At 61.8% G+C, this 24,579-nt stretch carries 22 protein-coding genes and 1 pseudogene; 14 read left to right on the top strand and 9 right to left on the bottom strand.

Annotated elements, in window-relative coordinates:
• Positions 1 to 622: 622 nt before the first annotated feature.
• Complete coding sequence (locus QMK32_RS11955) at positions 623 to 1,039, bottom strand: cytochrome c oxidase subunit 4 (RefSeq protein WP_283475170.1); 417 nt, start codon at positions 1,037 to 1,039, stop codon at positions 623 to 625.
• Between the two features lie 18 nt (positions 1,040 to 1,057).
• Complete coding sequence (ctaC, locus tag QMK32_RS11950) at positions 1,058 to 2,137, bottom strand: aa3-type cytochrome oxidase subunit II (protein WP_283475351.1); 1,080 nt, start codon at positions 2,135 to 2,137, stop codon at positions 1,058 to 1,060.
• A gap of 227 nt (positions 2,138 to 2,364) precedes the next feature.
• On the opposite strand from ctaC, the gene asnB reads away from it, so the two are divergent.
• On the top strand, positions 2,365 to 4,290 hold the full coding sequence (asnB, locus tag QMK32_RS11945; protein ID WP_283475350.1) for an asparagine synthase (glutamine-hydrolyzing): 1,926 nt from the start codon (positions 2,365 to 2,367) through the stop codon (positions 4,288 to 4,290).
• A gap of 93 nt (positions 4,291 to 4,383) precedes the next feature.
• Here asnB and QMK32_RS11940 read toward each other — a convergent pair whose 3' ends face one another.
• The 3 genes from QMK32_RS11940 to QMK32_RS11930 form a co-directional block, all read right to left on the bottom strand.
• Entirely contained in the window at positions 4,384 to 5,358 is a 975-nt protein-coding gene (locus QMK32_RS11940; RefSeq protein WP_283475349.1) for a carbohydrate kinase family protein, read from the bottom strand.
• A gap of 127 nt (positions 5,359 to 5,485) precedes the next feature.
• Positions 5,486 to 5,836 carry a HesB/IscA family protein gene (locus QMK32_RS11935; protein WP_269304076.1) on the bottom strand — a complete coding sequence of 117 codons (351 nt, stop codon included), beginning with the start codon at positions 5,834 to 5,836 and terminating at the stop codon, positions 5,486 to 5,488.
• A gap of 66 nt (positions 5,837 to 5,902) precedes the next feature.
• Complete coding sequence (locus QMK32_RS11930) at positions 5,903 to 6,982, bottom strand: glycerate kinase family protein (protein WP_283475169.1); 1,080 nt, start codon at positions 6,980 to 6,982, stop codon at positions 5,903 to 5,905.
• Between the two features lie 126 nt (positions 6,983 to 7,108).
• On the opposite strand from QMK32_RS11930, the gene QMK32_RS11925 reads away from it, so the two are divergent.
• Genes QMK32_RS11925 through QMK32_RS11910 form a run of 4 tightly spaced genes read left to right on the top strand, consistent with a single transcriptional unit; the run spans position 7,109 to position 10,198 of the window.
• A complete protein-coding gene (locus tag QMK32_RS11925; RefSeq protein ID WP_283475168.1) occupies positions 7,109 to 7,765 on the top strand; it encodes a DUF3043 domain-containing protein in 657 nt (218 codons plus the stop codon).
• Positions 7,766 to 7,769: 4 nt separating this feature from the next.
• On the top strand, positions 7,770 to 8,345 hold the full coding sequence (gene cobU, locus QMK32_RS11920; protein ID WP_283475167.1) for a bifunctional adenosylcobinamide kinase/adenosylcobinamide-phosphate guanylyltransferase: 576 nt from the start codon (positions 7,770 to 7,772) through the stop codon (positions 8,343 to 8,345).
• Entirely contained in the window at positions 8,342 to 9,433 is a 1,092-nt protein-coding gene (gene cobT, locus QMK32_RS11915) for a nicotinate-nucleotide--dimethylbenzimidazole phosphoribosyltransferase (protein ID WP_502943575.1), read from the top strand. Before cobU ends, cobT begins: the two co-directional genes overlap by 4 nt.
• A 12-nt stretch (positions 9,434 to 9,445) precedes the next feature.
• Positions 9,446 to 10,198 (top strand): adenosylcobinamide-GDP ribazoletransferase, encoded by a 753-nt coding sequence (locus QMK32_RS11910; RefSeq protein WP_283475347.1) that lies wholly within the window; start codon positions 9,446 to 9,448, stop codon positions 10,196 to 10,198.
• Between the two features lie 2 nt (positions 10,199 to 10,200).
• On the opposite strand, the gene QMK32_RS11905 is transcribed toward QMK32_RS11910, so the two are convergent.
• Positions 10,201 to 11,304, bottom strand: coding sequence for a branched-chain amino acid aminotransferase (locus tag QMK32_RS11905; RefSeq protein WP_269304081.1), 1,104 nt, complete (start codon positions 11,302 to 11,304; stop codon positions 10,201 to 10,203).
• 32 nt (positions 11,305 to 11,336) lie between these two features.
• Positions 11,337 to 12,452, bottom strand: a complete 1,116-nt coding sequence (gene gcvT, locus QMK32_RS11900) for a glycine cleavage system aminomethyltransferase GcvT (RefSeq protein ID WP_283475166.1) — start codon at positions 12,450 to 12,452, stop codon at positions 11,337 to 11,339.
• A 91-nt stretch (positions 12,453 to 12,543) separates the two neighbouring features.
• Here gcvT and QMK32_RS11895 point away from each other — a divergent pair.
• Positions 12,544 to 14,065 (top strand): annotated as a pseudogene (locus QMK32_RS11895) (leucyl aminopeptidase).
• Between the two features lie 57 nt (positions 14,066 to 14,122).
• Here QMK32_RS11895 and QMK32_RS11890 read toward each other — a convergent pair.
• A complete protein-coding gene (locus tag QMK32_RS11890) occupies positions 14,123 to 14,452 on the bottom strand; it encodes an oxidoreductase (protein WP_269304088.1) in 330 nt (109 codons plus the stop codon).
• 380 nt (positions 14,453 to 14,832) lie between these two features.
• Between QMK32_RS11890 and sucB the strand changes: the two genes are divergently transcribed.
• From sucB to QMK32_RS11865, 5 genes are all read left to right on the top strand, one after another.
• The gene (sucB, locus tag QMK32_RS11885) at positions 14,833 to 16,566 is read left to right on the top strand and encodes a 2-oxoglutarate dehydrogenase, E2 component, dihydrolipoamide succinyltransferase (protein ID WP_283475165.1); all 1,734 of its coding nucleotides are present in this window, start codon (positions 14,833 to 14,835) and stop codon (positions 16,564 to 16,566) included.
• 159 nt (positions 16,567 to 16,725) lie between these two features.
• Positions 16,726 to 17,616, top strand: coding sequence for a TIGR01777 family oxidoreductase (locus tag QMK32_RS11880; RefSeq protein WP_283475164.1), 891 nt, complete (start codon positions 16,726 to 16,728; stop codon positions 17,614 to 17,616).
• Between the two features lie 20 nt (positions 17,617 to 17,636).
• A complete protein-coding gene (lipB, locus tag QMK32_RS11875) occupies positions 17,637 to 18,419 on the top strand; it encodes a lipoyl(octanoyl) transferase LipB (RefSeq protein ID WP_283475163.1) in 783 nt (260 codons plus the stop codon).
• A 10-nt stretch (positions 18,420 to 18,429) separates the two neighbouring features.
• On the top strand, positions 18,430 to 19,521 hold the full coding sequence (lipA, locus tag QMK32_RS11870) for a lipoyl synthase (RefSeq protein WP_442972352.1): 1,092 nt from the start codon (positions 18,430 to 18,432) through the stop codon (positions 19,519 to 19,521).
• Positions 19,522 to 19,578: 57 nt separating this feature from the next.
• Positions 19,579 to 20,334: a DUF4191 domain-containing protein gene (locus tag QMK32_RS11865; protein WP_269304094.1), complete on the top strand. Its 756-nt coding sequence runs from the start codon at positions 19,579 to 19,581 to the stop codon at positions 20,332 to 20,334.
• A 3-nt stretch (positions 20,335 to 20,337) separates the two neighbouring features.
• On the opposite strand, the gene QMK32_RS11860 is transcribed toward QMK32_RS11865, so the two are convergent.
• Complete coding sequence (locus tag QMK32_RS11860) at positions 20,338 to 20,808, bottom strand: RDD family protein (RefSeq protein ID WP_283475162.1); 471 nt, start codon at positions 20,806 to 20,808, stop codon at positions 20,338 to 20,340.
• A gap of 223 nt (positions 20,809 to 21,031) precedes the next feature.
• Here QMK32_RS11860 and glnA point away from each other — a divergent pair, with 223 nt between their 5' ends.
• The 3 genes from glnA (at position 21,032) to QMK32_RS11845 (ending at position 24,559) form a co-directional block, all read left to right on the top strand.
• Positions 21,032 to 22,468: a type I glutamate--ammonia ligase gene (glnA, locus tag QMK32_RS11855; RefSeq protein WP_084346663.1), complete on the top strand. Its 1,437-nt coding sequence runs from the start codon at positions 21,032 to 21,034 to the stop codon at positions 22,466 to 22,468.
• Between the two features lie 235 nt (positions 22,469 to 22,703).
• Complete coding sequence (locus tag QMK32_RS11850) at positions 22,704 to 23,351, top strand: ABC transporter permease (protein WP_269304524.1); 648 nt, start codon at positions 22,704 to 22,706, stop codon at positions 23,349 to 23,351.
• Positions 23,348 to 24,559: an ABC transporter ATP-binding protein gene (locus QMK32_RS11845; protein WP_283475161.1), complete on the top strand. Its 1,212-nt coding sequence runs from the start codon at positions 23,348 to 23,350 to the stop codon at positions 24,557 to 24,559. The genes QMK32_RS11850 and QMK32_RS11845 overlap by 4 nt, the downstream gene beginning before the upstream one ends.
• Positions 24,560 to 24,579 lie beyond the last annotated feature (20 nt).

The following is a 24,579-nucleotide window of genomic DNA, read 5'->3' as shown; positions in this document are numbered from 1 at the left end:
CTGTGCATGTACATGGTTGGGCAGCTCGTTCCAGGTGGTGTCTGCGCGAGAACACTTCACAGCACGAAGCTGTCTGCATCCGGGCTCCGACCTCGATTACAAGAGAGCGCCCATTGGCTGCTCGAGTTCGTTCTCCGGCAGATGCATGGGCCCAAGAGTGCATTCAGACCGACGATTGTCGGGGGCGGTGGTGAGCATCGCGATCCCCAATCCCATTTCGAGACCAAGCACGAACCTGTCGCAACACGAATGAAGGATGTGTGTACTCGAGCACGACCCACTGCCATACGGTGTCGCGGCCCAGATCTGGGGTGAAGCTGCATCAGACCCGGGCATTCGCAGCATTGTCGAGCCCGGATACCGGCGATCGAGGACGCCTTCGCCGTGCGAGCTATTCATGCCGTCGTCGGATCGCCGACCGTAGCCACGTTCGTCAGGAACGTGGGGCAGCAACGATCCGCCGGAAGGGGTCCATGCGGTGTACCGCCCGACCGGATTCGCCGCTCCACGCTCCAGTTTCCGGCACAGATCATCTGGAAGTCGGATACAAAGCAAGGCGCTGACCGTCCCCGTAGGGACGATCAGCGCCTTGGCTCGAGTCTAGAGACCGACTACGTGCAGGTCAGTGCTTCTCTGGTCCGATGTGGTACTCGAATACCAATCCGGCAGCAGCGGCCAGAACCAATGCGATGCCCAACGCCATGAGCCACGGCATGAAGAACGCAAAGCCGACTGCCGTGACCGCTGCAGCGCCTGCAAGGCTGATCGGCCAGAAGCTACCGGGGCTGAAGAAGCCTAAGTCGCCGGCGCCGTCGCTGATCTCCGCATCGTCGAAGTCTTCTGGACGCGTGTCCAAGCGTCGAGCGACGAATCGGAAGTACGTCCCGATAATGAGGGTCAAGCCGAACGACAGGGCAATTGCGGTAACGCCTGCCCACTCGACACCGGTGCGGGAGAACCCGGTGAATACGGCGTACACAATCCCAACGAGAAGGAAGAAGACAGTCAGGATCTCAAAGATCTTGGCTTCGATTTTCATATCAGCATTCTTCCTTTGTCAGTTGCCGTCGGCAACGGATTCAGACTTCTGCGTGCGGTCTGTAGTGAACGGGATGGTGCTGGTCGAAACCGGTGACTGACCGATTGCTTCCAACGCCTGCGCGTTCGTCAAAGCCTCGCCGCCTTCGCTCTTCGGCTTACGCGATTCGATGTACTGCTGGAAGTCGTCCGGGGATACCGCACGAACTTCGAAGTTCATCATGGCGTGATAGGTGCCGCACATTTCGGTGCATCGACCGACGAAGGAGCCTTCTCGTTCGATCTCCGAGATCTGGAAGACGTTATCGGAGTGGTTCTCCTCCGGGTTCGGCATCACGTCGCGCTTGAACAAGAACTCGGGGACCCAGAAGCCGTGGATGACGTCGGACGAGGCCAGTACGAATTCGATGCGCTTGCCGGTCGGAAGCACGAGCACAGGAATCTCGTCGCTGGTGCCGACTGTCTCGATCTTGTTGTAATGCAGGTACGACAGATCCTGCGGGCTCACACCGTGGATAGCTCCCGGTACGATCTCGCCGTCCTCGCTACCTTGGGCTTCACCCTCGGGCGGGGAGGCTGCAGCTTCTGCTGCTGCCTGCGCCTCGAGGTCGGTGCCCTCGTACTTGACGACGCCGTCCTTGAGGTCGATGGTCTGGTACCCGAACTTCCAGTTCCACTGGAACGCGGTCACGTCGACGGTGACGTCGGGATCCGGCTGCTTGTCACCGATGTAGTTCTGCACGACCACAGTGAAGTAGAAGAGCACGGCGATGATGACGAACGGCACGGCTGTGTAGAACAGCTCCAATGGCACGTTGTACGCCGTCTGCCTAGGGAACTCCGGAGAGTCCTTCTTCTTACGGTGGAAGATGACCACCCAAAAGATCAATGCCCAGACGATGATGCCCATGACAAGCGCCGCCACCACGGACCAAGTCCACAATTCACGAATACGTGTGCTCTGTGGAGTGATGCCCGACGGAAAACCGAAGCGCAAAACTTCACTGTCGATGGAACAACCCGACAACAGCACAGCGGCTAAGCCGAGAACTGTTGTCAGCCCGGCTCGCCGAAGGATCCGACTCTGCGCCACGTTCACGCCTTCCTGATCGCCCACCACTGAAGAATAAGGGCCTCCACATGGAGATGCCCTAGTACTACGCAGCGTAGACCAAAGCTGCCACAGGACCACTGTTGGGTCACTACCTTCGAGCGCGTCGCGTCTGCGGCATACTCGGACCCGGGCGCTCGCCTTACGACTACCAACCCGCGTCGGGCGAGTGTCGGTTGAACCGATCCCTAATTGGAAAAGAGGTAGTGGACTCTGTGTGTGGACTACTAGGCCTGCTCACGTCGGCCGGCACGGACGACGCAGGAGTCGACCTCGTCGGTTCCGCCATGCATTGCATGCGTCACCGCGGGCCAGACGAACCTGGCACTTGGCACGACGAAGACGTAATTTTCGGATTCAACCGATTGTCGATCATCGATATCGAGCATTCGCACCAGCCACTTCGCTGGGGGCCCGCCGAGAATCCGACGCGCTACGCCATGACGTTCAACGGGGAGATCTACAACTACCTGGAACTACGTGAGGAGTTGACGCGCGAGCACGACGCTGTCTTCTTCACCGAGGGCGACGGCGAGTCGATCGTCGCGGCATTCCACTACTGGGGTCACGACGCTCTGCGCCGATTGCGAGGCATGTTCGCCTTCGCGATCTGGGACACCGAGACTCGCGAGTTGTTCCTGGCCAGAGATCCGTTCGGCATCAAGCCACTGTTCATCGCAACCGGGCCCGGCGGTACTGCATTCGGGAGCGAGAAGAAGAGCCTGCTCGAACTGGCCGATCTCATCGGTATCGGTACCGAACTCGACCCTCGTGCGATCCAGCACTACACCGTTCTGCAGTACGTTCCGGAGCCCGAGTCGTTGCACCGAGAGATCCGGCGACTCGAATCGGGTTGTTCGGCGACCCTCTCCCCCGGCACACAACCGAAGATCACTCGTTACTTCACTCCGAAGTTCCCGGTGAAGCCGTTCGTAGCCGGAACGGAGGCGGCGAGGTATCAGGAGATCACCGACGCGCTCGAGGACTCCGTTGCCAAGCACATGCGCGCAGATGTCACAGTCGGCGCTTTCCTGTCCGGCGGAATCGACTCGACAGCGATCGCAGCGCTGGCGATACGCCACAATCCGAATCTGATCACCTTTACGACCGGATTCGAGCGCGACGGCTATTCCGAGGTAGATGTCGCCGCCGAGTCCGCTGCGGCGATCGGTGCCAAACACGTCGTGAAGGTCGTCGGACCGGAGGAGTTTGCATCCTCGATCCCAGAGATCGTCTGGTATCTCGACGATCCGGTGGCCGATCCCGCACTGGTGCCGCTCTACTTCGTGGCCAAAGAAGCCCGAAAGCATGTGAAGGTCGTGCTCTCCGGTGAGGGCGCGGACGAATTGTTCGGCGGCTACACCATCTATCGAGAACCACTGTCCCTCAAGCCTTTCGAGTATCTTCCACGCGGATTGCGTCGTGCCGCAGGCGCCCTCAGCGACAAGATCCCCGACGGTACGCGCGGCAAGAGTTTGCTTCATCGCGGATCCATGACGCTAGAGGATCGCTATTACGGGAATGCCCGAAGCTTCGGCGATGCTCAGCTCCGTGCAGTTCTGCGGGATTTCCGTCCGGAGTGGACCCACACCGATGTGACGGCGCCGATCTACGCGCAGAGTCGAGGATGGGATCCGGTTGCGCGTATGCAGCATTTGGATCTGTTCACTTGGCTACGTGGCGACATCCTCGTCAAGGCCGACAAGATCACGATGGCCAACTCGCTCGAACTGCGGGTCCCGTTCCTGGACTCCGAGGTTTTTGCCGTCGCCGAGAGGTTGCCGCTCGATCAGAAGATCACTAAGGACACGACGAAGTACGCACTGCGCAAGTCGTTGGAGGGCATCGTTCCCGGGCATGTCCTCAACCGCGCCAAGCTGGGATTCCCCGTTCCCCTCCGCCATTGGTTGAGGGGTACCGAATTGTTCGACTGGGCGCATCAACAGATCGCCGAATCCGAAACCGATCACATACTCAACAAGGCTGCGATCACCGCGATGCTGAACGAGCATCGCGACGGCAAGTCCGATCACAGCCGTCGACTGTGGACCGTTCTCATCTTCATGATCTGGCACGGGATTTTCGTGGAAAAGCGCATCGTTCCGAAGATCAGCGAGCCGACCTACCCGGTCGAAATCTGATCCTTCCGGACACAGGTTCCGCTGAATTACCGAAAGGGACCGTCATAACCGTGAACACGGTAAGGACGGTCCCTTTTTGCGATGAACGCCGGGCTACGCCGGGAGCAGCGCGCCGATCTGCTCGGCCGCGGTAGCTCCGTAGGCGGCGCTCAGACGCTTGAGTGCGTCGTCTCGTACAAAAGTCCACTCTTGAGTTCCGGTGGTCTCGAGAACGAGGACCGCCACATAGGAGCCCAGCTGTGCTGCCCGCTCGACGGAAGCGCCGGCGAGATGTGCCATGAGGAAGCCGGCCCGGAAACCGTCGCCCACTCCCGTCGGGTCCACTTTGCTGGTCTCGGGAACCACATCCACGTGCGTGCGTACGCCGTCGGGAGTGACGATCTCGACGCCGGACTTGCCTAGCGTCGTGACCCGAATTCCCACCTTGGCCGCGATCTCCGTCTCGGACAGGCCCGACTTCTGGCGCAGCAGTCCCCACTCGTACTCGTTGGTGAAGAGGTATGCCGCACCCTCGATGAGATCGACCGCTTGTTCACCGGTCAGACGCGCGAGTTGCTGTGACGGATCTGCTGCGAAAGGAATGTTCAGCGCTCGACACTGCTGAGTGTGGGCGATCATCGCGTCCGGATCGTTGGCGCCGACCAATACCAGTTCCAGCGTTCGTCCTGCGGAAAGCTCATCGATCGAGATTTCGCGCGCTTCACTCATCGCACCTGGGTAAAACGACGCAATTTGAGCCATGTCCACGTCGGTGGTGCAGACGAAGCGCGCAGTGTGAGCCGTCGCCGACACGCGTACCGCGGTGCAATCGACTCCGTTGGACTCCAGCCAAGACCGATATTCACCGAAGTCCGGCCCGACGGCACCCACCAGGAGCGGGGATCCGCCCAACACGCCCAGGGCGTAGGCAATATTGCCGCCGACTCCACCTTTTCTGATGACCAGATCATCGACAAGGAAGCTCAGCGAGATATTGGAGAGCTGGTCTGCAACCAACTGCTCGGCGAACTTGCCCGGGAACCGCATCAGATGATCGGTAGCTATCGATCCCGATACCGCGAGAGTCACGTGGTTGAGCCTTTCGATGGTGGTCGGAGCGAGATCCATGCTACTGCGCGGCGCCCCAGAACTTGGTGCGAACACAACTCTGACCGGTACCCGAAAATGCAGTACCGGTCAGAGTTGGTGGTTCAGATCAGTTGAACGAATCGCCGCAGGCACATGAGCCCGTTGCGTTCGGATTGTCGATCGTGAAGCCCTGCTTCTCGATGGTGTCCACGAAGTCGATGGATGCACCCTCGACGTACGGAGCACTCATCCGGTCGACAGCCAGCGTGACTCCGTTGAAGTCCACTGCGAGGTCGCCGTCGAGGCTGCGATCGTCGAAGAAGAGCTGATAGCGCAGGCCCGCACAGCCACCAGGCTGCACAGCAACGCGAAGCGCGAGGTCGTCGCGTCCTTCTTGGTCCAGCAGCGCCTTGGCCTTCAATGATGCAGCTTCAGTCATCGTGACCTTGTGCGTGATGGTTTCGTTCGAGACGGTCATGGGCTCTCCCTATCAGTCGTACTCAACCCGTGAACGACTCAACCGTACTCCGCGTACAGGTATTCCTCACAGCCCGCCGCGTAAAGGCGGCGTGCCTTGATCGAACCGTCGCGCTGCGTACGCGGCCAAATGCTCGAGTTGTGGTCCGGCATCACTCATCGCCTTGTCCACCGAACCGGCGAATTCGGCTACGGAATACGCTCGCGAAAGACCTGCTGCTTTCCACTGTGCGGTCTCGAGAGCTACTTGACCTGCAAGAACTATCGTCTGCGCTCCGGATATCGCGCCCGCGGATGCAAGTTGAGTGACGAGCTTGCCGCGAAGGGACTGACTGTCGAACTTTCCTTCACCGGTGATGACGAGATCGACCGACTCGAGTAGATCGGCTTGGTCGGTGAGTTCGGCCACCACGGCCGCGCCGGACTCCCGCCGCCCGCCCAGCGCAAACAGTGCCGCACCGATACCCCCGGCAGCGCCCGCACCTGGCAGCTCGGCGACGTCGACTCCCGCCACGCGTTCCAAGATTACTGCCCATTCGCGGTTGAGCTCTTCGAGAACGTCGACCATGGCGGCATCCGCGCCCTTCTGTGCCCCGAAGACGTGCGCTGCGCCGTGCTCGCCCAGAAGCGGGTTCTCGACGTCGGTGGCAGCGACCAGTTCGACCGACCGCAGTCGTGCTGCGGCATCGGCGAGTCCACCGAGTGCACGAATCATCCCCCGTCCGCCGTCGGTACAACTACTGCCGCCGAGACCGACGAACACCGTCTCGATGCCGTCGACACCCAGGGCAGCATCGATGAGCTGGCCGACACCGTCGCTACTTGACCGCGAGGCGCTGCTGGTGGTCGGCGGACCGTCCAGGAGGCTCAATCCACAGGCCTGCGCGACTTCGATGAACGCTGTGTGACCGTCGAGCAACCACCGCGCCCGAACCCGTTTCCCGAGTGGTCCGTAAACGTCGAGTTCGCGCACTTCGCCACGCTTGCCCGCCAACACGTCGACGAATCCCGGACCGCCGTCGGATTGGGGCGCCAACACGAGTTCGTCCTCCGGACGTCCGAGCCGCCAACCCCGGGCGATCGCGTCGGCCGCCTCGTTCGCGCTCAGTGTGTTTCCGAACGAATCAGGCGCAATCATCACTCGCATCGTCGGAAGTCTAGGTCGATGCTCGAGATGCGGCATGTCGAGGGCGCCGTGCTCGAGGAGCCTTCGCGGACGTAAGTTGGCGTGGCCGATGTTCACCTATTCGCTTCCATCCCATAGCCTGGGTGAGTGAAGTTGCTACGCCGCGGAAACTCTGACAATTCGGACAAGCATGATTCGGCCTCGACCGAGTCGTCACCGACGGATGTGTCGCCGCCGAACGAGATCGTCGGCAAAGGTCGCCCCACGCCGAAACGACGTGAGGCCGAAGCTCGACGCCGCGGTCCGGTCGCGCCACCGCCGATGACGAGCAAAGAGGCCCGCGAGCGTCGCAAGGCGAACAAGGGAACCAAAGTCGACCGTAAAAAGGCATCCGAGGAGCGCAGAGCCTCCTCCGCCGACCGCCGCGCGCGGATGCTTGCCGGCGAGGACAAGTTCTTGCTTCCGCGGGACAAGGGCCCCGTCCGGGCGTACGCCCGCGACCTCGTCGATGCCCGCCGGAATTTGGTCGGTTTGTTCATGCCGCTCGCGCTTCTGCTGATCTTCGCGCTCTTCCTCGATCCTGCTGTTCAGGCGTACGTCACGCTGGCGATGTTCGTGATGATGCTGTTCATGGTCGGCGAAGGAATTTTCATCGGCCGCCAGATCAACAATCGCGTTCGGGCTCGCTTCCCCGAAACCACCGACGGTGGGTTCAAGCTCGGGTGGTACGCGTTCGTTCGTGCTTCGCAGATCCGCAAGATGCGTGCACCACAGCCTCGCGTCAACCGCGGCGCGGCTGTCTGACACTATGACGCTGCCCAAGCGCACACTGCTGCTCGGTGGCGCGCGATCGGGCAAGTCCGGCCACGCCGAACATCTCGCCGCAGAAGCAGAAGACGTCAGATACGTGGCCACCGGACGAAGGCGCCCCGCTGACGCCGATTGGGATGCGCGGATCGAAGAACATCGAGTACGGCGGCCGGCCACCTGGACAACTGTGGAATCGACCACGAACCTGCCCCAGCTGATCGTCGACGGAACACTAGGAGTCACGCTCGTCGACGATCTCGGCACCTGGCTCACCCACACCATCGACGATCGGGCGGCCTGGGACAGTCCTCGCGGCACGATTGCGGCGGAGATCGACGCGCTCGTCGAGGCCGTCGCGCAATGCACGGGCACCCTATTGCTGGTCACTCCCGAAGTGGGGTTGTCCGTTGTCCCGCACACTCGATCGGGCAGATTGTTTCAAGACGAGATCGGCGCGCTCAATTCCCGGCTCGCCGAGGTGTGCGACGACGTCGTACTCGTCGTGGCCGGCCTTCCCCTCACACTCAAGTGTGCCGGGGTTCACCCTTTCCGAAAGGCTGAGCAGCAACCGTGACGTCCGAAACAACCGAGAACTCGACGCCGTTGCGCCCGGTCGCTCCGCCGTCGCCGCAGACCCGCTCTGCGGCGTCGGAACGACAGAAGTCGTTGACCAAGCCTGCCGGCAGTCTCGGTCGACTCGAAGAGATCGGTGAGTGGATTTCGGCGTGCCAAGATCAGTGTCCGCCCCACGCGCTGGTCCGACCCCGGGTAGTTGTGTTTGCCGGTGACCACGGTGTTGCGGCGCACGGGGTTTCGGCCTATCCCACCGAGGTGACCATTCAGATGGTGGCCAACATCGCGGCCGGTGGGGCCGCGGTCAATGCACTGGCCGCCGTGGCAGGCGCAACGGTCCGTGTCGTCGATATCGCTGTCGACTCGGATACGGACACCACGATCAGCCGATACAAGGTCCGACGGTCCAGCGGTTCGATCGATCGTGAGGATGCGTTGTCGGAGTCCGAGGTTCGGGCTGCGATCGAGGCCGGTCGTACGATCGCCGACGAGGAGATCGACAGCGGTGCCGACTTGCTGATCGCCGGTGACATGGGAATCGGAAATACCACTCCGGCAACGACATTGATCGCAGTACTCACCGACACCGAGCCGGTGGCCGCAGTAGGTCGCGGTACTGGCGTCGACGACGCCGGTTGGATCCGCAAGACGGCAGCGATTCGTGATGCGATGCGGCGTGCCCGTCCGGTCGTGAAGGATTCTGTCGCGCTGCTACGCGTTGCCGGTGGCGCGGATCTTGCTGCCATGGCCGGGTTTCTCGCCCAAGCTGCGCACCGTCGTACGCCTGTCATTCTCGATGGGCTCGTCGTGACGGCTGCGGCCTTGGTTGCGGAGGAGTCGGCGCGAGGGGCCCGTGAATGGTGGATCGCCGGCCATCGCTCGTCCGAACCCGCACACTCGATTGCCCTGCGCCACTTGCGAATCGAACCCCTTCTCGAGCTCGACATGCGACTCGGCGAGGGCTCGGGCGCTCTCACCGCCCTACCGTTGGTGCACGCGGCAATCGCCGCGCTGAAGGACATGTCGACCTTTGCAGATGCAGGTGTGAGTAACCGAGCCTCCAATCCCGAAGCGCCGTCCGAGGCCTGAGAAGTGCATTCGATATGGGTGGGCCCTCGTCTGGCCCTGTCCTGGTTGACAGTCCTTCCGGTGCGGGGTCCGCACCACATCGATCGGGATGCTGCCCGTAAAGCCATATCGGCCGCGCCTGTCGTCGGACTGCTGCTCGGGGTGTTTGCGGCAGGCGCTTCGTGGTGTGCGGACGCACTCTCGCTCGGCGGACTGCTCGGCGGACTGCTCGTCGTCGGCGCGCTTGCCCTGCTGACACGCGGCATGCATATCGACGGCCTTGCCGACACGGCAGACGGTCTCGGTTGCTACGGCCCTCCTGAACGAGCCCGTGAAGTCATGCAGAGTGGAAGCGCCGGGCCGTTCGGGGTCGCTGCACTCGTCCTCACCCTCGCAATTCAGGCCACCGGCTTCGGCCTGCTGGCGGAGCAGCAGGCTTTCTCCTCGATAGTGCTGGCCGTCGCAGTAGGTCGTGTCGCTGTCGTACTCGCGTGCAGACGTGGGACGTTTCCAGCCGTCGAGCACGGGTTCGGAGCACTCGTTGCGGGCACGCAAAGCCGCACAGTGATCGGTTTTTGGTGTGCCGCAGCGCTTGTCGCAGCGGCCGGCTGCGTGGACGGTCGCTGGTGGCAAGGCCCCGCCGTCGTCGCAACCGTGTTGGCGATCGGCGTAGTTCTTGTGCGCCACTGTGTCCGACGGTTCGATGGCCTCAGTGGCGACGTACTGGGCGCGGCTCTGGAAATCACCACAACCCTCACCGTGGTGGGTTTGCTGATCGGATCCTGAACTCAGCCGAGCTTGGTCATCCACCCATGAGTGTCGGCGAAGGTGCCGCGCTGAATGCCCGTCAAGGTATCGCGCAGGGCGAGAGTGATGTTGCCCGGTTCGCCGTCGGCGATGGTGAACTCACCGTCAGCTGATTTGACGCTGCCGACGGGAGTGATGACTGCCGCGGTTCCGCATGCGAATACCTCGGTGATGTCGCCGGACTCCGCCTTCTTCTGCCACTCTTCGGTCGAGATGCGTCGCTCCTCCACCGGGATTCCGGAGTCGGTCGCCAACGCCAGGAGCGAATCGCGGGTAATTCCCGGAAGCAGCGACCCGGACAGTGAGGGCGTGACCAAACGGGCATCGGAACCGGAGCCGAAGACGAAGAACAGGTTCATACCACCCATTTCCTCGACGAAGCGACGCTCGATCGCGTCCAGCCAGACAACCTGGTCACAGCCTTGATCGCTGGCCTGCGCCTGCGCAAGCAGCGATGCCGCGTAGTTGCCGGCAAATTTCGCCGCTCCGGTACCACCGGGAGCGGCGCGTACGTATTCGGTCGAAAGCCACACGCTGACCGGTTTGACACCACGAGGGAAGTACGCGCCGGCGGGAGAGGCAATGAGCATGTACCGGTACGCGTCCGCCGGCCGGACACCGAGCCCCGCTTCGGTAGAGAACATGAACGGGCGAAGGTAGAGGGCATCCTCGCCACCGGCGGCCGGGATCCACTCGCGATCCACGGCAAGCATCTCCTCGATCGAGGAGATGAACAGCTCAGTGGGAAGCTCCGGCATCGCCAACCGCCTGGCCGAGGATTTGAATCGCTCGGCGTTGGCATCGACGCGGAACGAGGAGAGATCCCCGTTGGGCTGACGGTAGATTTTCAACCCTTCGAAAATCGCCTGCCCGTAGTGCAGGACCATCGCCGCGGGATCCAACTCGATCGGCCCGTACGGCGCGATGGTCGCGCCGAACCAGCCCTTCTCCGAGGTGTAGTCGATCACTGCCATGTGGTCGGTGAAGAACTTCCCGAACCCGGGTGCAGCCAATACTGCTTCTCTGACCTCCGAAGGAGCCGGAGAAGGATGCTGCACACGAGTGAATTCGGGAACGCCTGTCATGCAGTGAGCTTATCGAACGCGTCGAAGCCCGCTCACTTGGTGTTCGCTGCAACGAAAGGCGGGGCGACGATCTCACATCGAAGTGCCCGGCCACGGACATCGACCTCGACGATGCCACCCGGCGTCACCCCCGCCGTGGCGTCTATTAATGCAAGCGCAATTCCTGCCCCGAGCGTGGGCGAGAACGTCCCTGACGTCGTGACGCCGACCACGCCGCCGTCCATCACAACGTTCTGTCCCTGCCGCAGCACTCCGCGGTCGAGTGCTTTGACGCCACGGAGCACTCGCGTCGGACCTGCTGCCTTTTCTGCAAGCAGAGCGTCCCTGCCCCAGAATCGGTCCTTCTTCCATCCGATCGCCCAACCACATCGGGCTTGGAGCGGCGAGATGTCCAGCGAGAGCTCATGGCCGTGGAGTGGATAGCCCATCTCGGTCCGCAAGGTATCTCGCGCACCGAGCCCTGCCACCTGACCGCCGGAAAGTTTCACGACGTCGACAAGGGCACGGAACAGTGCTTCGGCGTCGTTCCACGAGCAGACCAATTCGTAACCGTGCTCACCGGTATAACCCGTGCGGCACACCCGGACCGGTGCCTCGTTGCCGTCGGCATCGGACCACTTCGCGTCGACGAAAGCCATGTACTCCAATTCCGCTGGGAGACCCAACTGCTCGACCACAGCTCGAGAATCGGGCCCCTGCACCGCGAACACGCCGAAATCACGATGCTGGTCGCGAACCACGACGCCTTCGGGAGCCTCGGCGCTCAACGCGGCGACGACCGATGCGGTGTTGGCGGCGTTCGGAATCAGGAATATCTCTTCGGGTGAGACGAAGTAGGCGATCAAATCGTCCACCACTCCCCCGGACATGTTGCAACACAACGTGTATTGCGCCTTCCCTGGGCCCACCCGGGTGAGGTCGTTGGTCAGCGTGGAGTTGACGAAGTCCGCCGCACCGGGTCCTTCGACTATCGCCTTCCCGAGATGACTGACGTCGAAGACGCCGACGGAGGTACGGACTGCCTTGTGCTCCGCCACGACTCCGACGTAGGAGACTGGCATCTCCCATCCGCCGAAAGGCGCGAACGTCGCTCCCAGTTCGACGTGAACGGCGTGCACGGGTCCGCGAGCAAGTTCTTCTGCACTCATAGCGGCCAACGCTAGCGGACGGCCGCACGTCGGGCCCGAGTCACTACGATCGTGTACGACCGAGAACAATCAATCCTTCAGGAGCTGCAACGTGCCATCGACTTCACCCCGCACTCTCGGACCCGAGCTGGTGCTGGCCGGCCACCTCGGAAAAGATGTCGACGTTCTCGTCGTCGCACTCAGTACAAGTGAAGACGGACTCGAGCTCGTCATCACCGACGACATCTCCGGAGATGCGCTCGCGGCCGAGTTGCTCGATGCCTTCGAGGCTGTCGGTGCAACAGGCAAGGCTGACGAGCTCACCCGCATTCCCGCCCCTGCAGCGCTGGACGTGACGAGTGTCCTCGCAGTCGGGCTGGGCAAGTCGGCCGACATCGACACCGAACGCATCCGCCGGTCCGCCGGTACTGCAGCTCGCGCGCTGTCGGGAACTTCGATCGCGGCGACGACGCTCTCTGCCCTCGACCTGGGCGCCGCGGCAGAAGGCTTCTTCCTCGGTGCCTACACCTTCACCGAGTTCAAATCTGCACTGTCGGCACCCACTCCCGAAGCGGGACCTCTCGGGCGCGTCGAACTGCTGGTAGGCGACCCACGCGCTCGCGAAGCCAAGGACGAGCTGACCCGTTCTGTTGCCATTGCCGAAGCCGTCGCGATCGCCCGCGACTTCGTGAACACCCCACCCAGCCACCTGTACCCGGAGGAATTCGCCGCACGCGCGAAGGCACTGGGCACCGATGCCGGACTGAGTGTCGAAATTCTCGACGACAAGGCTTTGGAGAAAGGCGGTTACGGCGGAATCCACGGCGTCGGCAAGGGCTCCTCACGACTGCCCAGGTTGGTACGTCTGACGCATTCAGGTGGTAAACGTAAGTCCAAGAAGGTGGCGTTGGTCGGAAAGGGAATCACCTTCGACACCGGCGGCATCTCGATCAAGCCCGCGGCCGGCATGGAAAACATGACCTCCGACATGGCTGGTGCTGCAGCCGTGATCACGACTGTGATTCTCGCTGCCAAGGTGGGTCTCGAACTCGACGTCGTCGCCACGGTTCCCATGGCGGAGAACATGCCGTCCGGCACCGCGCAACGGCCTGGTGACGTACTGACGCAGTACGGCGGTATCACAGTCGAGGTCATCAACACCGACGCCGAAGGACGACTGGTGCTCGCCGACGCCATCGTGCGCGCGTGCGTGCGAAGACGATCCCGACTACCTGATCGATACCGCAACGCTGACGGGCGCGCAGGTCGTCGCACTCGGCAACCGGACGCCGGGAGTCATGGGCACCGACGAGTTCCGCGACCGCGTCGCCGAGATTTCGCAGGCCGTGGGCGAAGATGCTTGGGCCATGCCGCTCCCAGGTGAGATTCGACGCGAGTTGGACTCCAGAGTCGCCGACCTCGCCAACGTCACCAACGGACGCGCGGGCGGGATGTTGGCTGCTGCATTGTTCCTGAAGGAGTTCGTCGCAGACGGCGTCCAGTGGGCGCACATCGACGTTGCCGGTCCGGCATTCAACACCGGCGGCCCGTTCGGCTATATCGGCAAGGGCGGAACTGGAGTGCCGGTCCGCACGATGTTCGCCGTTCTCGAAGATATCGTCGAGAACGGTTAGACGCTTCACACCATGTGCGTGATTCGAGTGCGTCGGGGGCACTCGAATCATGCACCGCTATTCGCGGGCCCTCCGCTCGAGGATTTTCTGTCGAGCGTCGTGGTCCCGCATCCGCTGGGGGTAGCCCGTCTTTCGGACGTCGTAGACGGGGATCTCGAGGTCGGGTCCAAGCTTTTTGATGTGTTTCTCATCAACGACGCGCCGAGTCCACTCACCATCGTGTGCCACCAGAACGACCGTGACAGGAGTCACTGTCGTCTTCGGTTCCACGAATGCTTCGACGCCGATTCTCGCCGCCGTCCAGTCCGCGAGATACTGCGCTACCGACCCCTCTCGGGGGCCTCTACCTTTGCCACTGCGTCGAGTGAGGCGATCGAACAAGCTCACTGAATCACTCCTGTCTCAGGTGCGTGAAGATTGACCTTCTCGTTCGCACAAGCCTTGTTACTCATGAGTTTGCCAGTGCGAGGGCAGCCCCTCGCGGAACGTGAGCACTCCAAGGATGGAAGGATGAACATAGAGGGTTCAACTCTCTCGTTGTAGAGAACGATTTCCGGTCTCGTCGAAAGGGCGTCTACGTGTCTGCAGTAAAAGTCCGTGGATCGTGGAAAGACGTTTTCTTCGATTCGGCGCGGACACAGACAGCGCCGAGGATCGCAATTAACGCAAGTATCGTCCGCGAACCTTGCAACGCCAGCACAATGGTCTACGACCACAAGTCGTAAGAACTAAATTACCCGCACACAACTGTCGAGGAGTCAACAGACATGGCCTTCTCCGTCCAGATGCCAGCTCTTGGTGAGAGCGTCACCGAGGGAACTGTCACCAGGTGGCTCAAACAGGAGGGCGACACCGTCGAGGTCGACGAGCCGTTGCTCGAAGTGTCGACCGACAAGGTCGACACCGAAATCCCGTCCCCCGCTGCTGGTGTTCTGACGAAGATCGTGGCACAGGAAGACGACACCGTCGAAATCGGCGCCGAGCTCGCTCAGATCGGCGAAGCCGGCGAGGCTTCCGGGTCTTCCTCCGAGCCCGAGCCTGCTGCCGAAGAGCCCGCCGCCGAGCCAGAGCCCGCGGCCGAACCTGTGGCTGCTGCAGAACCAGAGCCGCAGGCCGAGGAAGAAGCACCGGCTCAGAGTGCGCCGGCCGCCAGCTCCGACTCCGGCTCTTCGGGTACCCCGATCAAGATGCCGGAACTGGGCGAGTCGGTCACCGAAGGCACTGTCACCCGCTGGCTGAAGGCCGTGGGCGACGAGGTCGCCGTTGACGAGCCACTCCTGGAGGTGTCCACCGACAAGGTCGACACCGAGATTCCCTCCCCGGTGGCGGGAACACTGCTCGAGATCAGTGCAGAAGAAGACGACACCGTCGAAATCGGTGGCCAGTTGGCCGTCATCGGCACGGGCGCCCCTGCGGCCAAGGCTGCGGAGCCGGCAAAGCCTGCTCCCAAGCAGGAAGCTCCCAAGCAAGAGGCACCCAAGCAAGAGGCACCCAAGCAAGAGGCACCCAAGCAGGAAGCACCCAAGCAGGAACCTGCGAAGGCTCCCTCGGCAGACGCATCCCCCTATGTCACGCCTCTGGTTCGGAAGCTCGCAACGGACAACGACGTGGACTTGACCACGGTCAAGGGCACCGGCGTCGGTGGACGCGTCCGTAAACAGGACGTTCTCGCGGCCGCCGAGGCGAAGAAGGCTCCGGCAGCTCCCGCTGCTGCTCCGGCAGCCGAGTCGAAGCCTGCCGCACCGGCTACAGCCGGAGTGCGACCGGAGTTGGCTCATCTACGCGGAACCACGCAGAAGATGAACCGCATTCGCCAGATCACGGCGAAGAAGACGCGCGAGTCTCTTCAGTCCTCTGCTCAGCTGACTCAGACCTTCGAGGTCGACGTCACCCGGGTAGCCGGTCTGCGTGCCAAGGCCAAGTCCAAGTTCCAGGAGAACGAGGGCGTCAACCTGACGTACCTTCCGTTCTTCGCAAAGGCAGTTGTCGAGGCTCTCAAGGCTCACCCGAATGTCAACGCCAGCATCAACGAAGAAGCCAAGGAGATCACCTATCACGCCGAGGTTCACCTCGGTATCGCTGTGGACACCGAGCAGGGCTTGCTGTCCCCGGTCATCCACAACGCGGGCGATCTCTCCTTGGCTGGTCTCGCCCGGGCGATCAACGACATCGCCACTCGCGCCCGATCCGGTGGCTTGAAGCCCGACGAGTTGTCCGGTGGCACGTTCACGATCACCAACATCGGCAGTCAGGGCGCGTTGTTCGACACTCCGATTCTGGTACCGCCACAGGCAGCCATGCTCGGCACCGGCGCGATCGTCAAGCGTCCCGTCGTGGTCAAGGACGACGCGGGCAACGAGTCCATCGGCGTCCGGTCGATGTGCTACCTGCCGCTGACCTACGACCATCGTCTGGTCGACGGCGCGGACGCAGGTCGTTTCCTCAGCACCATCAAGCAGCGGCTCGAGATCGCGTCGTTCGAAGCAGACCTAGGTCTGTAGAGCAGGTCGAAAGCCGAGCAGTCTGTACTGTGGACTGCAGGTGAGCAGTGTTCAGCGCTCGGCCGATCCTCGAATCAACGGGGAACCGAACTAACAGTGTCGGGGCATCATCCGCTTGGCGGATGATGCCCCGGTTCTGTCGAGGAGGCTTTCGAATTCATGCGTGTAGTCATTGCTGGTTCTTCCGGATTGATCGGTACCGCGCTCGTCGCCTCGTTGCGAGGTAAGGGGCACGAGGTTGCCAGATTGGTTCGAAGAGCACCTGCCGGCCCGGACGAGTTCGAGTGGAACCCGCCGCAGGGCTCGTTGAACGATCGTGCGTTGCGTGGCGCAGACGCTGTGGTCAACCTTTGTGGGGTAGGCATCGGGGACAAGCGATGGTCGGGCGCCTACAAGCAGAAGGTCCGCGACAGCCGGATAACTCCCACCGAGGTGCTGGCGGAAAACTGCGCAAAGTTCCAGGTTCCGACACTGGTCAATGCCAGCGGGATCAACTTCTACGGCGATACCGGCGACCGGGTGGTCGACGAAACGGCCCCTGTCGGCGAGGGGTTTCTGGCGGAAGTGTGCCGAGACTGGGAGAACGCGACTTCGGCCGCTACGGCCGGCGGAGTCCGCACCATAATGTTGCGCAGTGGCGTGGTCTTGTCGCAACGCGGCGGAATGCTGGACAAGCTGAGGCCTCTCTATTTGCTGGCGCTCGGTGGACGCCTCGGCAGCGGCCGACAGTACTTTCCCTGGATCTCACTCGAGGACGAGATCGCAGCGACCATTCATGGCATCGAGAACGAGTCGGTATCGGGCCCGGTCAACATGGTCGGTCCAGCCCCAGTCACCAACGCACAGTTCAACAGCGCCATGGCCCGTGCACTGCATAGGCCTGCGCCATGGGCTGTACCGGGATTCGCGTTGAAAGCGGTCATCGGCGAATTTGCCCAGGAAGCAATTCTGACCGGACCTCGAGCTGTCCCGAAGGTGTTGGAAGACACCGGATTCGTTTTTGCTCACAACACGATCGGCGAGGCACTGCGAGTAGCTGTCGGTAGCTGACTCGGCGTAGCGTGCCTGGCATGACTAACGCGGGAACCTCCGCACGGGAGAGTTCGGATCCGGTCGACGTCCGAAGACTCGGTCGCATCGATTACCTCGAGGCGTGGGCACGTCAACGCGAACTCGCCGACATGCGCGCTGAGGGGCAGGGTCTCGACACGCTACTTTTGCTCGAGCATCCGCCAGTGTTCACTGCCGGCAGGCGTACGGCACCCGAGGACCGGCCGCGCGACGGCGCGCCTGTTATCGAGGTCGATCGCGGCGGCAAGATCACCTGGCACGGTCCAGGACAGCTCGTCGGATACCCGATCATTCGCCTCGCACAGCCGATCGACGTCGTGAAGTATGTGCGCCGGATCGAAGAAGCGCTGATTTCCGTGTGCACCGAGCTGGGCATCACCTGTGGCCGCATCGATGGCCGCTCTGGTGTGTGGTTGGCAGCAGGACGCAGTGTCGCGGGCGATACCGATGACGGGCCGTGGTTGCCGGAGCGGAAGATCGCAGCCATCGGCGTACGGGTTCAGCGGGGTGTGACACTGCACGGTTTCTCACTCAACTGCAATGCGTCCATGGCAGGCTTCGACGCAATCGTGCCGTGTGGCATCGCCGACGCCGGTGTGACCTCACTGTCCGCGGAACTCGGACGGGACGTCACTGTCGACGAGGTCGAACCCGCCGTCACCGAGGCCGTTCTGGCTGCTCTGGACGGCGGATTGCCGGTGACCGAACACGACGTCGTGCGCCCCTTGCTGGAGACAGTCTCCAGTAACCCGCACTTCACCACGACGAAGTTCGGCGCGTAGCATCGACCATGTGACTGTGGCTCCAGAAACACCCTCGAACGCTGCGCCGTCCCTCGGGTCATCCCCCGATACTTCGCTCACCTCCAGCACTCCACTCGCCCCACCCGGACGCAAATTGCTTCGCCTCGAAATCCGAAACGCGGAGACACCGATCGAACGCAAGCCCAACTGGATCAAGACCAAGGCCAAGATGGGCCCGGAGTACACCGAACTCAAGGGTTTGGTAAAGCGCGAGGGTCTGCACACCGTCTGCGAAGAGGCCGGCTGCCCCAACATCTACGAGTGCTGGGAAGACCGTGAGGCGACGTTCCTCATCGGCGGTGAACAATGCACCCGCCGTTGCGATTTCTGTCAGATCGATACCGGCAAGCCCGATGACCTCGACCGCGACGAGCCCCGTCGAGTCGCCGAAAGCGTTCAGGCCATGGGTCTGCGCTACTCGACGATTACCGGAGTGGCGCGCGATGACCTCGAAGACGGAGGCTCTTGGCTGTACGCCGAAACGGTCCGGTACATCAAGAAGTTGAACCCCAACACCGGCGTCGAATTGCTGATTCCCGACTTCAATGCCAAGCCCGATCAGTTGGCCGAGGTCTTCTCTTCGCGACCGGAAGTTCTTGCGCACAATGTTGAAACGGTTCCGCGTATCTTCAAGCGAATCCGCCCGGCTTTCCGCTACCAGCGATCCATGGACGTCATCACTGCAGCTCGAGACGACGGTCTGGTAACCAAGTCCAACCTGATCCTCGGTATGGGCGAGACGCCGGAAGAGGTGCAGGAGGCAATTCGTGACCTGCACGAGGCAGGCTGCGACATTCTCACCATTACCCAGTACCTGCGCCCGTCGCCGCGCCACCACCCCGTGGAGCGGTGGGTCAAGCCCGAAGAGTTCGTCGACCATTCCGATTACGCCACCGAGGTCGGCTTCGCTGGGGTTCTGGCGGGACCGCTGGTCCGCTCTTCGTACCGGGCAGGGCGGCTGTACGCACAAGCGATGCAGCATCACGGTCGCGTACTCCCCGAGAGCATGAGTCACTTGGTGAACGGTGGCGAAGCCTCGCAGGAGGCAAGTTCGTTGATTGCTCGTCTCGCTGCTCGCTAGGCATAGAACCGGCTAGCGATGCACGTGACTTCAGCGTCTACACGTATCCTGTGAAGCATGGCGAACGGCAGTAAAGCGGGCAAAGCAGGTAAGCCCAGCAAAGAAGCAAAGGCGGCAGCGAAAGCGGCCCGTAAGCAGGCATCGAAAGAGCGTCGCGGCCAGTTGTGGCAGGCGTTCAACATGCAGCGCAAGGAAGACAAGCTTCTTCTGCCGCTGATGATCGGCGCCATCGTCGGTATCGGTCTCGTGCTGTTTCTCATCGGCTTGATCTTCGATCTGCAGTGGTTTCTGCTGCCCATCGGACTACTCGTCGGAGTCCTCGTGGCCTTCATCATCTTCGGCCGTCGGGTCCAGAAGTCGGTGTACACCAAGGCAGACGGGCAGGCGGGTGCAGCCGCTTGGGCTCTGGACAACCTGCAGGGATCTTGGCGCGTGACCAACGCGATTGCTGGAACGACTCAACTCGACGCCGTGCACCGCGTCATCGGCAAGCCCGGGATCATTCTTGTCGCGGAAGGCGCGCCGCAGCGTGTGAAATCACTTCTCGCCCAGGAGAAGAAGAAGACCGCGCGAATCGTCGGCGATACCCCGATCTACGACATCGTCGTCGGCAACGGGGAAAACCAGATCCCACTGTCCGGTCTCCAGAAGTATCTGACGAAGCTGCCCAAGAACATCGACAGCAAGCGGATGGACACCATCGAGTCCAGACTCTCGGCACTCGGTACCAAGAGCGGCCCCGCAATGCCGAAGGGACCGCTGCCCGGTGGCGCGAAGATGAAGGGCGTTCAGCGGACGATCAAGCGTCGCTGATCGTCAGCGCACCCGCACCATCGCTGTGCCTGTCGCCCGGTCGTGCATACCGCGACCGTCGTGGTCCGAGATCACGGCCGGGACGACGAAGATGATGAAGAACGTTCGCACAAGTGCTCGCACGAATCCGACGCGGGCATGCGCATCCACACGCGTCACCTGAATTCCAGCTACCAGTTGGCCTGGTGTGAACGAAAAGATACTCACCGAGCCGACGCCGAGAACGAACCAGACCAGCAGGGTCAAGCTGGAGACCTGTACCGCAGCCCCGGTCGCGCCGACGATCAGTGCCGACACCCCCATCGACATCAACCAGTCGAGCAACAGTGCGCCGGAACGACGCCCGAGCCCTGCTATCGCGCCCGGGCCTTCGGCCGGAAGTCCGAGTCTCTCTCCTGGAAACTTCTGCTCGGTTCCGTCCTCGGATCGAGCAGCCGAGGGTCCGGACAACCAAGAACCTGTCATTCGTGCCATGGACACCAGGATAGGCGCCGACGTGAATGCGCGGATCAGCCGTCACCGTAGTGTGTGCGGTGAGTACGATTCTTTTTCTTCTGCCCGCCTGGAGAGTGTCGTGGCTCACTCGGGTACGCGCATTGATGAGACGACGTGTAACACGGGCGAAACACAAGCTTGACCGGCGGGCAACACCAGGTCCATAACGTTTGGTCGACGGACTCAACAAAGGAGCAACAGCGTGGCGTTCAGCACGGCCGAAGAGGTCATCAAATTCATCGCCGACGAAAGTATTGAATACGTCGACATCCGATTCACGGATCTGCCAGGTATTCAGCAGCACTTCTCGATCCCGGCTTCTGCATTCACGCAGGATGTCTTCGAAGACGGCCTCGCGTTCGACGGTTCGTCCGTACGTGGCTTCCAGTCGATTCACGAATCAGACATGATGCTCCTGCCCGACGTGTCGACGGCGCAGGTCGACCCCTTCCGGGCCGCGAAGACGTTGAATATGAACTTCTTCGTTCACGATCCGTTCACCCGCGAGTCCTACAGCCGCGACCCGCGCAACGTCGCCCGTAAGGCCGAGGAGTACTTGCTCTCCACCGGCATCGCGGATACCGCGTTCTTCGGCGCCGAAGCCGAGTTCTACATCTTCGACTCGGTCAATTACGACTCGAGCATCAATGGCGCCTACTACGAACTCGACTCCATTGCGGGTTCGTGGAACACCGGCAAGAAGACGAACGCCGACGGCAGCCCCAACCTTGGTTACAAGGTCCGCGCCAAGGGCGGGTACTTCCCCGTGGCTCCGTACGACCACTTCGTCGATCTTCGCGACGAAATCTCCACGAACCTCACCAATGCAGGCTTCGAACTCGAGCGCGGACATTCCGAGGTCGGCACCGGCGGCCAGCAGGAGATCAACTACAAGTTCAACACGCTGCTCGCTGCTGCGGACGATCTGCAGTTGTTCAAGTACATCGTGAAGAACACCGCGTGGAAGAACGGCAAGTCGGCCACCTTCATGCCGAAGCCTTTGTTCGGCGACAACGGCTCGGGCATGCACGTGCACCAGTCGCTGTGGAAGGACGGCAAGCCCCTCTTCCACGACGAGGCCGGATATGCCGGACTGTCGGATCTAGCTCGCCACTACATCGGCGGCATTCTCCATCACGCACCGTCGCTGTTGGCGTTCACCAACCCGACCGTCAACTCGTACCACCGACTGGTGCCGGGCTACGAAGCCCCCATAAACCTCGTGTACAGCCAGCGGAACCGTTCGGCCGCAGTTCGAATACCGATCACGGGAAACAACCCGAAGGCCAAGCGCGCCGAGTTCCGCGCACCGGACTCCTCGGGCAACCCTTACCTCAACTTCGCCGCTCAGATGATGGCCGGCCTGGACGGGATCAAGAACAAGATCGAACCGCTGGCCCCGGTCGACAAGGATCTCTACGAGCTGCCGCCCGAGGAGGCCAAGAACATTCCTCAGGCACCGACGTCGCTGGAGACCGTCATCGACCGCCTCGAGGCCGATCACGAGTACCTGACCGAGGGTGGCGTCTTCACCACGGACCTGATCGAGACCTGGATTTCACTCAAGCGTGAGCAGGAGATTGCTCCGATCAACCTGCGGCCGCACCCGTACGAGTTCAACCTCTACTACGACGTGTGATCCACCCTCTGCGTTGACGTGTGATCCACACATAGCTCTCCTTCACCAGAGCCACCCGCCCTTGCCATAGAGCAGGGCGGGTGGCTCTGTTTGTGGGCAGAGTTGTGTGTACGCACGGTAACGAGTTATCGAAAACAGGTTTGGATACGAGCGACATCAGCCATTCTCGAACTAAGAGACTGGCCGGATTCTCCAAAGAAACCGTGTATACGGAAAGTTGGTGGGTTTACCTTCAATGGACGAGCTCTGGAATTTCGTCTCCGGACGACGACAACAGCTGCTGACAGATTCATATCTTCACGTCTCTGCCGTCATCCAGTCGATCATCATCGCCACGATCATCGCAATCATCGTGGGCATCGCGGTCTACCGATCCCCCGCGGGATCAGCCATTGCGACAGCCCTGGCCAGCACGATTCTGACTATCCCCTCCTTCGCCCTACTCGGGCTGTTGATTCCGATCCTCGGGTTGGGGGTGGCTCCGACCATCACGGCGCTGGTCCTGTATGCACTCTTGCCCATCGTCAGAAACACGATCATCGGACTCGCAGCGGTCGACCCCGCTGTCACCGATGCTGCTCGCGGGGTCGGTTTGAATCGCGCGCGCATTCTTGCTCGGATCGAGATGCCCTTGGCGTGGCCGTCGATCTTGGCAGGTATGCGGGTCAGCACACAGATGATCTTCGGAATCCTCGCCATCGCGGCGTATGCGAAGGGCCCTGGACTCGGCAACCTCATCTTTTCGGGTCTGTCCCGCGTCGGTAGCCCTACAGCCGTTCCGCAAGCACTGGTCGGCACCGTTCTGATCGTCATTCTCGCTTTGATTGTCGACGGCATCCTCGTTCTCGTCGGCCGTCTTACAACCTCGAAGGGCATCGCGTGACCCCAACAGCGAACAATCAGAACGTCTCTGGCGTCGATATCGTGCTCGAGTCCGTCAGCAAGCGCTATCCCGGCCAGAAGGCTGCAGCGGTGGAGAACGTGTCGTTGACCGTTCCTGCAGGTGAGATCGTTGTCTTCGTGGGGCCTTCCGGCTGCGGCAAGACCACCACGATGCGCATGATCAACCGACTCATCGAGCCTTCTTCGGGAAAAATCACCATCGACGGCAAGGACGCTTTGTCGATCGACCCGGACGAGTTGCGACGGGGAATCGGATACTCGATTCAGCAGGCCGGATTGTTTCCGCACCTGACGATCGCAAAGAACGTTGGGACGGTGCCTGGGCTGATCGGGTGGGACAAGAAGCGGATCGCGGCTCGGACGGACGAGATGCTCGACCTCGTGGGACTGGATCCGGATACCTATCGAGACCGCTATCCGCGTCAGCTTTCCGGCGGCCAGCAACAACGCGTCGGTGTTGCACGAGCGCTCGCTGCGGATCCGCCCGTGCTGTTGATGGACGAGCCGTTCGGCGCGGTAGACCCGATCACCCGAGGCCTGTTGCAGGACGAGTTGATGCGGCTGCAATCCGAACTCGGCAAGACGATCGTCTTCGTCACGCACGACTTCAACGAGGCAGTCAAGCTCGGTGACCGCATTGCCGTCCTGGGTGACCGCTCGACGATCGAGCAATACGACACCCCGGAGGCGATCCTGGCGAATCCTGCCAGCGACATGGTGGCTGGATTCGTAGGCGCGGATGCGTCGCTCAAACAGCTGACGCTCACTCGCATTCGTGACGTTCGCCTGGTTCAGTGTCCGACCGCTAAGGAAAGCGATCCGGTGGACGGGATCCGCGCGAAGGTCGCGACCCGCAAGTGGCCGTGGGGACTGATTCTGGACGACCGAAACAGGCCGCTTCGCTGGGTTGGTCCCGCTCATCTGGCACACGCGTCTTCGCTGCGCGGAATCGGTGTGCCGATCGGCGAACTGGTGTCCATTCAATCCACGCTTCAAGATGGGTTGGAAGCACTTCTCGCCGAGAGCACCGCGTCGACGGTCGTCACCGGTCTTCGCGGTGAGTACGTCGGGTTGATTTCGATCGATGTTCTCGTCGGCCATCTGCAGCAGATGCGCGAAGCCCATGAGCACGATCACGACGACGATGACGCCGATGCCGATGAAGTCAGTGGGGAGTTGCCCGCATGACCGCATCCGTGGAAAGCCCC

This window comes from Rhodococcus sp. H29-C3, assembly GCF_030063405.1.
GTDB lineage: Bacteria > Actinomycetota > Actinomycetes > Mycobacteriales > Mycobacteriaceae > Rhodococcoides.
The sequence above is the reverse complement of the archived record's forward strand: the minus strand, read 5'-3'. Positions and strand labels throughout refer to the sequence as shown.